General features: G+C 56.5%; 16 protein-coding genes. All 16 read right to left on the bottom strand.

Translation table 11 applies throughout. The features are described 5' to 3' along the window. Nucleotides 1-494: 3-deoxy-7-phosphoheptulonate synthase (locus F8I07_RS09465; protein ID WP_292658864.1), on the bottom strand; the 494-nt coding region annotated here is incomplete at its 3' end. 324 nt (nucleotides 495-818) lie between these two features. After that, nucleotides 819-1,538 (bottom strand): carboxy-S-adenosyl-L-methionine synthase CmoA, encoded by a 720-nt coding sequence (gene cmoA / locus F8I07_RS09470; RefSeq protein ID WP_292658866.1) that lies wholly within the window; start codon nucleotides 1,536-1,538, stop codon nucleotides 819-821. Continuing rightward, a complete protein-coding gene (locus tag F8I07_RS09475) occupies nucleotides 1,535-2,452 on the bottom strand; it encodes a 5'-nucleotidase (protein WP_292658869.1) in 918 nt (305 codons plus the stop codon). Before F8I07_RS09475 ends, cmoA begins: the two co-directional genes overlap by 4 nt. Nucleotides 2,453-2,489: 37 nt before the next feature. Further along, the gene (locus F8I07_RS09480) at nucleotides 2,490-3,194 is read right to left on the bottom strand and encodes a class I SAM-dependent methyltransferase (protein ID WP_292658870.1); all 705 of its coding nucleotides are present in this window, start codon (nucleotides 3,192-3,194) and stop codon (nucleotides 2,490-2,492) included. Nucleotides 3,195-3,288: 94 nt separating this feature from the next. Continuing rightward, entirely contained in the window at nucleotides 3,289-3,906 is a 618-nt protein-coding gene (hisG, locus tag F8I07_RS09485; RefSeq protein WP_292658872.1) for an ATP phosphoribosyltransferase, read from the bottom strand. Between the two features lie 195 nt (nucleotides 3,907-4,101). Next, nucleotides 4,102-4,719 carry a type III pantothenate kinase gene (locus F8I07_RS09490; RefSeq protein ID WP_292658875.1) on the bottom strand — a complete coding sequence of 206 codons (618 nt, stop codon included), beginning with the start codon at nucleotides 4,717-4,719 and terminating at the stop codon, nucleotides 4,102-4,104. Then, nucleotides 4,716-5,321, bottom strand: coding sequence for a DedA family protein (locus tag F8I07_RS09495; RefSeq protein ID WP_292658877.1), 606 nt, complete (start codon nucleotides 5,319-5,321; stop codon nucleotides 4,716-4,718). The genes F8I07_RS09490 and F8I07_RS09495 overlap by 4 nt, the downstream gene beginning before the upstream one ends. A gap of 138 nt (nucleotides 5,322-5,459) precedes the next feature. Then, complete coding sequence (gene accA, locus F8I07_RS09500; RefSeq protein ID WP_292658880.1) at nucleotides 5,460-6,401, bottom strand: acetyl-CoA carboxylase carboxyl transferase subunit alpha; 942 nt, start codon at nucleotides 6,399-6,401, stop codon at nucleotides 5,460-5,462. A 10-nt stretch (nucleotides 6,402-6,411) separates the two neighbouring features. Then, complete coding sequence (locus F8I07_RS09505; RefSeq protein WP_292658883.1) at nucleotides 6,412-7,629, bottom strand: beta-ketoacyl-ACP synthase II; 1,218 nt, start codon at nucleotides 7,627-7,629, stop codon at nucleotides 6,412-6,414. Nucleotides 7,630-7,716: 87 nt separating this feature from the next. Next, entirely contained in the window at nucleotides 7,717-7,950 is a 234-nt protein-coding gene (gene acpP / locus F8I07_RS09510; protein WP_013553489.1) for an acyl carrier protein, read from the bottom strand. Nucleotides 7,951-8,032: 82 nt separating this feature from the next. Continuing rightward, entirely contained in the window at nucleotides 8,033-8,815 is a 783-nt protein-coding gene (locus F8I07_RS09515) for a sulfite exporter TauE/SafE family protein (RefSeq protein ID WP_292658891.1), read from the bottom strand. Between the two features lies 1 nt (nucleotide 8,816). Then, the gene (locus tag F8I07_RS09520) at nucleotides 8,817-9,320 is read right to left on the bottom strand and encodes a hypothetical protein (RefSeq protein ID WP_292658893.1); all 504 of its coding nucleotides are present in this window, start codon (nucleotides 9,318-9,320) and stop codon (nucleotides 8,817-8,819) included. Continuing rightward, nucleotides 9,317-10,285: a hypothetical protein gene (locus tag F8I07_RS09525; RefSeq protein ID WP_292658895.1), complete on the bottom strand. Its 969-nt coding sequence runs from the start codon at nucleotides 10,283-10,285 to the stop codon at nucleotides 9,317-9,319. Before F8I07_RS09525 ends, F8I07_RS09520 begins: the two co-directional genes overlap by 4 nt. A gap of 292 nt (nucleotides 10,286-10,577) precedes the next feature. Further along, the gene (locus F8I07_RS09530) at nucleotides 10,578-11,273 is read right to left on the bottom strand and encodes an ABC transporter ATP-binding protein (protein ID WP_292658915.1); all 696 of its coding nucleotides are present in this window, start codon (nucleotides 11,271-11,273) and stop codon (nucleotides 10,578-10,580) included. Between the two features lie 388 nt (nucleotides 11,274-11,661). Then, on the bottom strand, nucleotides 11,662-12,840 hold the full coding sequence (locus F8I07_RS09535) for an FtsX-like permease family protein (RefSeq protein WP_292658918.1): 1,179 nt from the start codon (nucleotides 12,838-12,840) through the stop codon (nucleotides 11,662-11,664). After that, nucleotides 12,830-13,096, bottom strand: coding sequence for a hypothetical protein (locus F8I07_RS09540; RefSeq protein WP_292658921.1), 267 nt, complete (start codon nucleotides 13,094-13,096; stop codon nucleotides 12,830-12,832). The genes F8I07_RS09535 and F8I07_RS09540 overlap by 11 nt, the downstream gene beginning before the upstream one ends. Nucleotides 13,097-13,412 lie beyond the last annotated feature (316 nt).

A 13,412-nucleotide genomic window follows, 5' to 3' on the forward strand; every position in this document is an offset into this window, starting at 1 on the left:
AGGTTCATCGTCGCCGCGGACTGATAGTAGGCCCGCAGCATTCGACGGGGATCGGGACGACGCGCCTCTTCGGTGAAGGCGATATCGTTGATGATATCCCCCCGGTAGCTGGGGAGCTTCACGCCCTCTTTCTCTTCGTAGTCGCTGGAACGGGGCTTGGCGAACTGCCCGGCGACCCGACCGATTTTGACGACCGGTTTGCCGCTGGAGTAGGTCATGACCACCGACATCTGCAGAATCAGTTTGAAGAGGTTCTTGATGGTCTCGGCATTGAAGGCGGCAAAACTCTCGGCACAGTCACCCCCCTGGATGATAAAAGCCTCTCCCCGGCCTACCCGGGCCAGATCCTTCTGGAGGTTGCGGGCTTCCCCGGCGAAGATCAGCGGCGGATAGCTCCGCAGCTCCTCCTCGACCGATCGAAGCAGTGCCTGATCCGCATACTGAGGCTGCTGCTTGATGGGAAAATCTCGCCAGCTGCTGGGACTCCATTGCATACTCTATCCTTCTTTTTCACACTGTGAATCATTCGTATTACTTGAGGGGAGATTATACCCAATCTCCCCGGGATACAAGTTTGAAACACCCGAGAGAGTTCGCCCTTTCTACCTCAACGGAAACAATAGAGTAGAAGTACCATATTATGGGAAGTTTACTATATTTTTCGAAGATAATTTCTCCCAAAACTCCCTGAGGATCCATCAGATTGTATAGTGGAAAAAGTTTCTTTTTTGAAGAAAAAACGCTCTATTCACGGGGTGAATAACCCGTGAAAAACTCCTATTAAAAAATATATACCATCAAATGGGGACTGGATTAAATCAGAGTTTTTTTGCCCGAAAAGTGGCGAAGTTGGCCCACTGGAAAATCGTATCGACGTGAGTAAACCCGGCTTCCCGGCAGAGTCGGATATTTTCTTCGATCGTAAAAGGAATCAGCACATTCTCCAGTGCCTCCCGCTTGGCGGAGATCTCATAGTCGCTGTAGCCCTGCCGACGCTTGTAGTCGTAGTAGATATCGATCATCGCTTTGTCCAGATAGCGGTCTTCGAAGACCACCTTTTCGGAGAAATAGAACTCGCCCCCTTCGTTGAGCCCTTCGTAAATCCGTCGGACTAGGGCGGGACGGTCCATGGGCCGGATAAACTGCAGGGTGTAGTTGGCGACCACAACATCCTCCCCCTCTATAGGGAAAGTCCGCAGATCCCCCTCGATCAGCTCGATGCTCTCTGCACCGAAGGCGGCACACTTTTTTCTCGCCCGGTCGATCATGGCGGGTGAGTTGTCGACTCCCCGCAGAGTCAGCGGGGAGGCGGCGGTATTGTGCAGCGCCAGAAGCAAGCGGGCCGTAGAGGTCCCCAGATCCAGAATCCGCAAGCCCTCTTTTTCCCGGGAGAGGATCAGCCGGACGATGAGCTCCATCACCTCTTCGTAATAGGGAACCGATCGATTGAGCATATCGTCGAAGACTGCCGCTACCGTCTCGTCAAACTCGAATTTCTTTCCGGGTGCTTCCTGAAAGACCCTGTCTTTCTGACTCATCGTTTTCCCTTCTTGCTCCGGGACTTTTCGCTGCGGTAGGGAACTCGAGCGCTGGGAGTCTTGCGACTGGTGCCTACCAGATGGACATCCTGATCGTCAAAAAAGATATCCGCACCGAAGGCTTTGACGATCCGACGCTTCTCCACTCCGCCCAGAAAAAAGGCCTCGTCCACCCGCACCCCCCAGGCGTCAAACGTCCGGATCACCCGCTCGAAGGTGGAGAAATTCCGAGCAGTAATCAGGGCCGTGGTGATGGGGGCCTTCTCCATAGGAAACCTCTCTTGAATATGAGAGATCACCTTGAGGAGCTTGGCGAAAGGGCCTTCGGGCAGTGGCTTTTTGGCGTTGCGGCGTTCATGCTCCAGAAAGGCCTCCAACCCCTGCTCCTTGTAGATCCGCTCCGAAGCGTCCGAGAAGAGCACCGCATCCCCGTCGAAGGCGATTCGGACCTCTTTGCCCTTTCGTTTGCGATATTTTTTGGGGATGATCCGGGCGGCGGCCACGCCGGCATCGGTCGCCTCCTGCACATCCGCCTCATGGGCCGAGAGGAAGAGGTCCACGTCAAAGGCCTTGAGGTAGCGGCTGATGGGCCGCCCCGCCGTCCATCCCGCCCGGTCGATGGCCAGACCGTAGTGTTCGATGGATTGCCGGATCCGCAGGCCGGTAGCGGCATTGTTGCGGGAGAGAATGATCACTTCGATGATCGGCTCGTCGAAATGGCGGTTGATCCGCAGCAGGTTTTTGACGAAACCGAAAGCCGCCCCCCGACGCAAAATCCGGTTCTCGTGGCCGATCTGGTAGCGGTAGTACTCCTCGATGCCTTTCTCTTCGAAAAGACGGTTCTCCTCCTCCAGGTCGAAAAGAGCCCGGGAGGAGATGGCGACGACAAGTTTCTCTTTCAGATCATAGGCCATGTATCAAACTTTTTTGTTCCGATTTTAGCATAAGCGTTCAGGCAGGCAGGGTGTAGACCAGAAACTCCTTGTCCGGCTCCTCTGCATAGAGCGTCACCGGATCCCGCTGCGCGATATCAGCCCCGAGCAATCCGGCGATCTCCTCCGGCGAATGATAATACTGTCGGATAAGCTGAGAGGACTTTCGCCAACATTCGCCCTGCTTCTCAAAGAGAGTGAAATCTGCTTCGTAAACCCCCGCCTCGAAATCACTCTCGATTGCGACGAAACGTCTGTCGTCCTCCGCCATAAAAGCCCCCACCGCCACCGCCTCGAAGCCGTAGAGGGTATTGAGGTCGCAGAGCAAAACGCCTCCGGGATTGAGCCGTTCTCTCAGGCAGTTCAAAAAGGCGGGAAGCTCTTCGGGAGCCAGATAGTTGAGCATATCGAAGACACAGGTGATGACGTCATAACGCTCCGTCACGTCGCAGAGATCGATACACCGGGCCTCGCCCCCCTGCCCTCGGGCCCGGCGGACCATCTCGGGACTGAGATCGATCCCCTCGAAATGTACTTCGGGAAAAACCCCTTGCATCTGAAGGATAAAATCCCCGCTGCCGCACCCCACATCCAAAAGTGAACGGAAATCGATCGCCTGCAAAGCCAGCAGATAGTGGGCATAGAGCCGGGGCGCGGCCTCCTTGACACCAAGGAGGTCTTCGACTTTGGCGTAAAGATCGAGAGCCGAAGGGGAATTGGACATTGTTTTCCTTTGGAAAAAGGTAAAAGAGTGAGCGAAGCGAACATACTGCAAACTGGCGACTGACGACTGCCGACTAGTTTCTATCGACTATCGACTAATCTCTATCAACCACCGCTTTGATCTTGCCGTAGAGATCGAGAATCTCCTCTTTTTTGGCGTAGAAGCTATTTTTGTTGGCGATGAGATGGGCGGAGGAGTCCATGATCTCTTCGGCGACCTTGAGGCCGTTCTCCCGCATGGTGGTCCCTGTCTCCACGATATCGACGATAGCGTCGGCCAGCCCCACCAGCGGCGCCAGTTCGATGGAGCCGTAGAGCTTGATCACTTCCACCCCCACCGCTTTGGAGGCGAAGTAGTTCTTGGCGATGTTGACCATTTTGGTCGCCACTTTGATGTCGGGGCGGCTCCAGTCCAACTCGTCTTCGTTGCGGATCCCGATAGCCACCTTGCAGCGCCCCAGCTTCATATCAAGCAGATCGACGATATCGAGCTCTTTCTCGGTGATCACATCGAGCCCCACGACCCCCAGATCCGCCGCGCCGTGCTCCACGTAGGTGGGGACGTCTTGGTTGCGGACGTTGAGGAAACGAAACTCTCCGATCTCCAAAATCAACTTACGGCTTTCGAACTCGAATCCCTCGCCGAAAAGCTCCGAAAAGATCGCCAGCGTCTCTTCGGCGATACGCCCTTTGGGCAGCGCGATGGTCAGCATAGTTGCTCCTTTTTGGAGCAAAAGCTCCGCTTTTGGGTGAATGATGAATGGTGAATGGTGAATAGTTTAGGTATGCGTCGCATTGCGACGATTTTTTTTAATAAATTTTCCTTCATATCACATTTCCTTAAAAGATAAAACACGTTGTGAAAACAACGTTTCAAAAATCATTCACCATTCACTATTAACCATTCATCAAGATGCGCAACGCATCGCCTTCTCCATTCCCTCGAAGACCATCGCTTCATCATAGACCGCGTCGTCGAACCACGAGGCGACGATCCGGCCGTCTCCTCCCGTGATATAAAGAGGCAGATCTTCCCGCTGACGACAAATCTCGTGATAGATGGGTGCAATGATACCATAGCTCAGCTGCTCCGGGGTTCCCTTGGGGGGCTGTTCGGTCAAGATCCCCCAGTCGGGCTCCCGGTCCAGCACCGGTGAAATCTCTGCGAACATTCGACGGTAGCTATGCAGGCCCGGCAGGATCATTCCGCCACGGTATTCTCCCGCTTCCACCCGGTCCATGGTCAGGGCGCTGCCGGCATCCACATAGAGTCCGTCCCCCCGGCTGAGGCACAACGCCCGTCGGTCGACCCCCATCCCCTCGTAGGCGCCGGGCAGATCGATCCGCTCCGAGATATCCCGCCAGTAGCTCTCACGAACGATCGCCTCCCGGGCGGCAGGATTGACGCAGATGTAGTGGACGATCCGCTCCCCAAAGGCATCCAGGGCATCCTCGAGCTCCAAATGGAGCACCCGCCCCTCCTCGTAGATATGCACATGCCGATTTCCCACATCCGCCAGGATCACAGCTCCTCCTTCGCCCGGTGGCGCAGCCAGTAGAAAAGGCTCAGCCCCGCCACGGCGATCAGTGCCATGATCGTCACGTTATGCAGATAGCGGGAGACCTGATCCTCGTGGGTTCCCAGGAAATAGCCCAGCAGCGCCAGAACCGTCACCCAGATCCCCGCCCCCAGGGCCGTATAGAGAGCAAAGCGCCCTACTGGCATCCGGGCCAATCCCGCCGGGAGGGAAATGTACTGACGAATCCCCGGAATCAGCCGCCCGTTGAAGGTCGAGATCTCCCCATGCCGGGTAAAGAATCGCTCCAGCTTCTCCAGGGTCCGCTCGTCAAGAAAGATGTACCGGCCATAGCGCTGCAGAAAGGGACGGCCGAAGCGATGAGCCAGCCAATAGTTAAACAGCGCGCCCGCCACCGATCCCAGAATCCCGGTAAAGATCGCCGCATAGAGATTCATCTCCCCCTTGAAAGCCAGATACCCCGCCGGGATCATGATCACTTCGCTGGGAAAGGGGAAAAAACTGCTCTCGAGAAACATCGCCGTGAAGATGCCGAAATAACCCCAGTGGTTGACGGTCTGGACGATCCAGTCGACTATGGAGTTCAACATTGGTTGAACACCTCAATGGTGAATGGTGAATGATGAATGGTGAATGATTTCGGTATGCGCCGCTTCGCATCGCTTTTTTCAATCAATGGCGTCGTATCACGACGCTTACCAAAATTATTCATTATTAACTATTAATTATTAACTCTCTTCTTTGAACGCGCCGATGGAAATGAGCTTCTCATACCGTTTCTGCACCAGCTCCTCTTTGCTTAGCTCCCTCAGGCTGCGGACGGAGCGGAGGTAATACTCTTTGACGGCTTCGGCGGCGCTGTCCATATCGCGGTGGGCACCGATGAGGGGTTCGTCGATGATGTCGTCGATGAGACCGTACTCTTTGAGGGCATCGGGGGTGATCTTGAGGGCTTTGGTGGCCTGCTCCACTTTGGAGGGGTCGTTCCAGAGGATCGCGGAGCATCCTTCGGGGGAGATGACAGCAAAGACCGAGTAGCGCATCATCGCCAGACGGTCGGCCACCCCGATGGCCAGGGCCCCGCCGGAACCTCCCTCGCCGATGACGACGGAGATCAGAGGGACTTTGACTCCGGAGAGTTCAAAGAGGTTCCGGGCGATCGCTTCACTCTGGCCCCGCTCCTCGGCTCCGATGCCGGGATAGGCACCCGGAGTGTCGATGAGCATCAGGACCGGAATATCGAACTTCTCCGCCAGTTTTACCGCACGAAGTGCTTTGCGGTAGCCTTCGGGATGAGGCATCCCGAAGTTGCGGCGCAGCTTGTGCTTGGTGCCACGCCCCTTCTGCTCGCCGATGAGAACCGTCTTCTGCCCGCCGATCCAGCCCAGATAGCACAGAATCGCCGGATCGTCCCGATACATCCGGTCGCCGTGGATCTCCTGGGCATCGGTCATGAGGCGCCGGACATAATCCAGCGCATAGGGGCGGTCGGGGTGGCGGGCCAGCTGGAGCTTCTGATAGTCACTCAGGGATCCGAAGACCTTTTTGACCTCTTTTTCCAGATCCTTGTTGAGGATCTCGACGGCATCCATATCCCCCCGGGCCTTGGCCGACTCGATATCCTGCTGGATCGCCTCGATGGGCTTTTCAAAATCGAGATAGGTGGCCATCGCTACCGTCTCAGACTCTGCGGAAGATGACGACACCGTTGGTGCCGCCGAAGCCGAAGGAGTTACTCATGACCACATCCAGCTGCGCTTCCCGCGCTTCGTTGGGGACGTAATCCAGGTCACAGTTCTCATCGGGAGTGGTATAGTTGATCGTCGGCGGGATGACTCCGCGCTCCATCGCCATCAGGGCAATCACCGCCTCGATGGAACCGGCGGCTCCCAGGCAGTGGCCGATCTGCCCTTTGGTGGAGCTCACCGGCGGGCAGTTCTCTTTGCCGCCGAAGAGCTCTTTGAGGGCGGCGGTTTCGTTTTTGTCGTTGATGGCGGTGGAGGTCCCGTGGGCGTTGACATAATCCACTTTGGGGTTGCCGGCCATCGCCATGGCTGCCTTCATCGCCCGCAGCGGACCGTCCATGGTGGGAGTGGTGATGTGGTTGGCATCCCCGCTCTCACCGAAGCCGATCAGTTCCCCGTAAATTTTGGCCCCGCGGGCTTTGGCCGCTTCGTACTCCTCCAGGACCAGTGATCCGGCTCCTTCGCCCATGACGAAACCGTCCCGCTCCGCGTCGAAGGGACGAGAGGCGTGCTTGGGATCGTCGTTGCGGGTGGAGAGGGCTTTCATCGCGGCAAATCCGCCGACGCCGATGCCGGTGATGGCCGCTTCGCCGCCGACGACCAGCATGCGGTCAGCCCCGCCCAGCATAATGGTCTTGGCCGCTTCGTTGATGGCATGGGTTCCCGCGGCACAGGCGGTCACGGAGCCGAGGTTGGGCCCTTTGAGGGTGTGGGCGATAGAGACGAACCCTCCCAGCATATTGGCAAGCGCCGAGGGGATAAAGAAGGGAGAGATCCGGCGGGGACCCCGCTCATGCAACACGACGGAGTTCCGCTCGATGGTGGGCAGGCCGCCGATTCCCGAAGCACAGCTGACGCCGAAGCGTTCCCGCTCCACCGAGTCGTCGATCCCCGAGTCGGTCATCGCTTCCGCCGCCGCTTTGAGCCCCAGCTGGATGAACCGGTCGGCTTTTTTGACCTCTTTGGGATCCATGACGGTCTTGGGATCGAAGTTTTTTACCTCACCGGCAATCTGAACCGAGAAGGCTTCCGGATCGAAGAGCGTGATTCGGTCGATCCCGCACTCTCCCCGCACCATGGCTTCGAAGGCACTCTCTTTGTCATGCCCCACACTGTTGATCATCCCCAGTCCCGTCACAACGACTCTTCTCACATCGGCTCCTCATAAACGTAATAGATACGAATCTTCATCCAAAGACTCGTATCTGTCACGCTGCCCCGGCGGGGCGGGCGTAAGGACTCAGGCTTTGTGTTCTTCGATGAACTTGATGGCGTCGGCGACGGTCGCGATCTTCTCGGCCTCTTCGTCGGGAATCTCGATATCGAATTTCTCCTCCAGGGCCATGACCAGCTCGACAACGTCCAGGCTGTCCGCTCCCAGATCTTCAACGAATTTCGAATCCTCTTTGACCTCGTCGGGGCTGACGTTGAGCTGCTCGACTACGACCTCTTTGACTTCATCCAGAATTGCCATGTAATGCTCCTCATAGTTTAAATGATGCTCACAAGTATAGCAAAAGTTATTGAAGATTCTCCCGGCAGCGGGGGGAGAAAAGCTAGCGTATCTGAATCTTTTGTCCCTGGTAGGCAGGGAGTTTGTCCGCAGGACCTTTGTCCCCCTCCTCTTCCGATTCACAGCAGTTCAAAAGCGACTTCTGGGGATGGCGGAGAAAGTCGTAGCCCCGATAAACCGTATAGAGACCGAAGAGTACAACCACGATCGACGCCAGGTTGATCATCATCTTGCGCAGGTTGCTTTTGGTAAAGAGCCCGGTGAAGAGCCCCAGACCCAGCAGCGCCGGCACGGTCGAGAGGCCGAAGATCAGCATGACGAAGGCGCCCCAGAGCGGACTCCCGGTGCTGGCCGCTTCCACGGCGAAGAAATAGACCAGCCCGCAGGGAAGCAGACCGTTGAGAAGCCCCAGAAGATAGAAGCTGTAGAGCGATCGGTCCCGCAGAATATAGCTAAACGCCCGCTGATACCAGCCGCTCCGGGAGAAGGAGTGCTCCAAATGGGTCAGAAAAGGAAGCTTACCCACCAAAGAGAGACCCGCCAGGATCATGAAAACCCCGGCGACGATGGTGAGTATCCCGTTGGCATAGCCGTTGAACTTGGCCACCCCGCCGATGGCACCGAAGACCGCCCCCAGGGTGACATAGGTGGTAATCCGCCCCAGAGAGTAGAGCAGATGAGCAATTACCTCGTGGGTTTTGCTCCAGTTTTTGTCGATCTTAGCGGAACTGTAGGCGATGACGATCCCGCCGCACATCCCCAGACAATGGCCGAAGCTTCCTAGAAAGGCTGCCGTCACGATTGCCAATATATCAATGCCGCCCATCTCAGACCCCCAGAAGTTTTTTGCGGATCTTGGGATTGGTCAAATTCTCGCCCCGCAGCATCCGCAGCTGCATTTCATGGAAATCGATACACTCCTTGCACCGCTTCTCCCGGGCGCCGAAACCGTAGTGCATCGCTGTGGCGTCTTTGACTCCGTACCAGGCTTTGCGGGCGTCGATCCAACGCTTCGTATCGAGGGTATGTACCCAGATTTTCGCCCGGTCCTTCCAGGCTTTATCCTGGAGCCAGAGAGTCATACAGCCCGGATCGTCGAAAAACCAGGTACGCCCGTCGGGGGCGATCACCTCGGCGGCGTTGCGTTCGCTTTTGATGAGCATTTTGCACTGGGTGTCGTTGGTGGCGTTGAGTTTGATGGGCAGCGGTTTAAAGGCTGTGTTGCCCTTGACGATGGTCACCGGCTGCTCTTTTTTGGCCAGGGAAATGAAAATCACGGCCACGATCACCACAAAGAGCAGCGTCCCCAGAATCGGCATCAGTTTTTTCATAGCAAGACTCCGTTTCGCAGATAATAGACCCCCACATAGAGGCTGCATACTAACACAAAGAGGCTAACGAGCCCCAATCCGATCCGCTCCAGGCGGTGGGTGTCAATCCCCAGTCCCAGACGGAGCATGGTCGCAATCAGCCCCAGGAAGTTCCCCCCGAAAAGCGATCCCCAGATCAGGTAGCCCACATAGTGGTAGGGGCGCTGGAACATGCAGAAAGGGCACTTATGGGTAGGAAGCTCATAGACATAGGTCCCGAAAAAATAGACCACGGCATAGTAAGCGACGAAGACGAAGAGCCCGTAGCCCGCCAACTCCAGCCATCGCTGCCCCGCCAGCGTAGCGACGACGATCAGGAGATAGAGGAGATAAAAAAGCAGCAACAGCTTGGGGATATCCAAACCGAAAGGGAGAGGATTAGCCCCTTCCAATTGTCCAAAAAGCGCCGAGCAGCAGCTCACCGGACGGCTCAGATCGAAATGGAAAAAATAGGCCCAGTCCATCCAGAGCTCGACGGAGACCAGGATAAAAAGGAGCACAAAAAGACCCATTTTGAGCCGGAACCAGGGATAGCTCTTCGCCTCCAGATCGTAGTGGTTGAGCACCATCCACAGCAACAGGCCGAAAAGAATCAGAAGCTTGAGAAAGAGCAGCGGCAGGCCGTAGGCGTTGGCGCTGATGACCCCCGCGGCGCACATGGCACCGGGGACCAGATCGCTGAGCCGGTCGATGGTAAAGACAAAAAAGGGCAGCAGCAGAAACTTCAGTACAAAAGCCGCCAGGATGATCGTCATCACCAGATAGGCCCGCCGCTCCAGGGCATACTGCTCCTCACTGGTACTGCCGAAATCCCAGCACCACAAAATATGCACCGAGACCCCAAAGGCGATCGCCAGCAAGCCCCAGACCACGCTTTCACTGAGGAGATAGACCAGGACCTGGGTGTTGAGCAATACAGGAGTCATTTTTGACTCCTGTATTGCTCAGTGATGAATGATGAATGATGAATGATGAATGGTTTCGGTAGGCGTTGCTTTGCAACGCTTCTATACAAACGACAAACGACAAACGACAAACGTCGAATAAAAGCGCCGAAGGCACTCCCAATGACCAATAACCAATGACCAATGACGTTGCCGAAGGCAACTCTACTAGCGACTTGCGACTGGCGACTTGCGACTCCCTCTCTGCCGACTGACGACTGACGACTGATGACGAATTTCAAACGACAAACGACAAACGACAAACGACGAAAATTCACTCTTCACTCCTCACTCGATCGACGATCGCCCCATTCTCCATCTCCACCACCCTCGCCTCGAAGGGCAGCTCTTCGAAGATCGGATCGTGGGTGGCGATGAGGATCGTTTTGCCCATCTCGTGAAGCCGGGAGAGGATCTCCAGGAAACGGCGGGCGTTGGCACGGTCGAGATTGGCGGTGGGTTCGTCGCAGAGGATGATCTCCGGATCGGTGGCTAGGGCCCGGGCGATGGCGACGCGCTGTTTCTCCCCTCCGGAGAGGCGGGCGGCTCGCTGCTCGGCTTTGTGGGCGATATTGGCCCGTTCCATCGCCTCCTCCACCTGGCGGGTGACCTCCCGCATACTCTGTGCCATCGGGATCAGCGGCACGGCCACATTCTCCCGCACACTCAACTCCTCCATCAGGTTGTAGTGCTGAAAGATCATCCCGAGATGCCGCCCCCGGAAACGGCTCAGATGCCGATCGGGGAGTTTGGCGATCGCCTCCCCTTCGACCCGGATCTCCCCGCTGCTTGGGTGATCCAGCCCTGCGATGATGCTCAACAGTGTCGTTTTGCCGCTGCCGCTGATCCCCCGCAGGATCACACACTCCCCCCGATCGACCGTCAGATCGATATCTTTGAGGGCATGGAAACGCTCTTCTCCGCTGTCGAAATGGCGGTTGAGGCTGTGGATCTCTATGACCGGACTCATTGCACACCTCGGAGAATGAGGAACCGAATTATTGTAGAAACTAGTAACGAGTAACTAGTAACTAGAAACCGATCTCGTAGCGTGGGATTGCTATCCCACGATTGGATGGAAGATGGAAGATGGAAGATGGAAGATTTCGGTGTGCGTTGCATAGCAACGCCCTTAATGATAAATTTTGGATTTTGGATTTTGGATGTCGGTGTGTTGCTGAAGGCAACACTACTAGCGACTTGCGACTTACGACTTGCGACGCTCACTCTGCCGACTGCCGACTGCCGACTGCCGACGAATTTCAAACGACAAACGACAAATGACAAACGACGAGAAATCGCCGAAGGTACCCCTAATATACCAATACACCAATATACCAATAACCCGACGCCAGTCGTCATAACATCGCCTCCTTGGGATCGGTCACGGCGATCCGCCAGACGGGGATCAGCACCGCCGCGATGAAGCTGACGCCGTAAAGCAGGAAAATGGAAGCCAGGATCGAAAAATCGATCACCGGCACGAGCCGGATCGGGGCCGTGAGGTTGGCACCGCCCAGGAAGATCTGCCGCAACAGCGGCGCCCCCAGGGCAAAGACGTAGAAATAGGCCGCCACACTTCCCAGGATGAAGCTGCTGATGACGATCGTCAGGGATTCGCCCAGTTTCAGCCACAGCACGTCGCGGATGCTCCACCCCAGCGCCCGCAGGATGCCGATGGAGCGCTTTTCGCTGGAGTAGACCTGGCTGGCGCGCTGATAGAGGATCAGGGCAAAGGCCAGCAGCACGATCAGGAAGAGCACCAGGAAAAAGCCCCCCTTGTAGTTGAAGAGCCGGTCGTAGGCCCCGCGGGTCTCTTTTTTGGAGATGACCCACAGGTCGTAGTGCAGCGCCGAGACTTTGCTCTCGATGTTGGGGCGTTCGTCGTCGTTGGGGACGTTGAAGGTGATGTCGGTCGATTCATCGGGCCCCAGCCCCAGGATCTTGCGGGCGGTTTCGATGGGGACGATGATCATATCTTCCCCCATAAGGGAGCTTTGCCTGGGCAGCGTCGCAAAAAGTTTGAGGGGGATGAATTTCCCGTCGGGGGCCAGGAAATTGTAGTCCTTTTGGTAAAAATGCTTGCGCATCCAGCGGGCCGCCCCTTCCCCGGCGATCATACAGCCGCCGCTCAGGAATTTGCGCAGGTCGGTGCGTTCTACCAGTTTGGCCAGGGCGGCATGGCTCTGATCCTCCAGAAAGTCGATCCCGACGATGAGGAAGCTTTTGCCTTTGGGCCGGGTGTAGTAGCGCCCCCAGACCCGTGCGCTGACCCGGTCCACCCCGTGCAGCGCCGCGATCTCGTCGATCCACGATGCAGGCACCGGCAGCAGATGCTCCCCCCGCACCCGCTGCACGACAAAGTCGGGCTCGCTCACCAAAGCCCGACGCAGGGAATACTGCAACGACGAGGAGATAAACAGGGTCGAAGCCAGCAGGAAAATGAGTACGACTGAAAGCGCCACCACCCCCAGATGCTTGCGTCGCTGGGCAAAAAGACCCAGCGTCAGAAAGTGGAAAAAGGGATTATTTCCCATAGAGATCTCCATAGACGAAATCGAGCCGATCGGGGGGCAGCAGTTCCGGATAGGCCGGGTTGACCGCCGCCTCGTATCGCCGTTCCCTGGGCTCGAACCACGACACGCTCAACGCCGGTGCATCGAGCCCCGTCACCGCCACCAGGGCACGTTGTTTCTCCAACACCCCGTCCCGATCGAAGCGTGCATAGTGCCCCGCGGCCAGGAGGACCAGTCCCAGCAAAAAAGCCATCAGAGTGTAGAAGGGGCGGATCATGATTCCCCCTTACGGGGGAAAATGAGGAATGAGGAATGAGGAATGAGGAACCGAGCAAAAACCAGTAACGAGGAACTAGTAACTAGAAACCGAGAACTATGTAGCGTGGGATTGCTATCCCATGATTGGATGGAAGATGGAAGATGGAAGATGGAAGATTTCGGTGGGCGTTGCAGAGCAACGCTTTGGATGATAGATTTTGGATGATGGATTTTGGATGTCGGTGCGTTGCGTTGCAACGCGATTGAATGGAGGCGGGACTTTAGTCCCGCAATGCAGGACTGAAGCCTTGCCCCCAATACACCAATATACCAAT

Origin of the sequence: Nitratifractor sp., from assembly GCF_015487065.1 — a bacterium.
Classification (GTDB): domain Bacteria; phylum Campylobacterota; class Campylobacteria; order Campylobacterales; family Sulfurovaceae; genus Nitratifractor.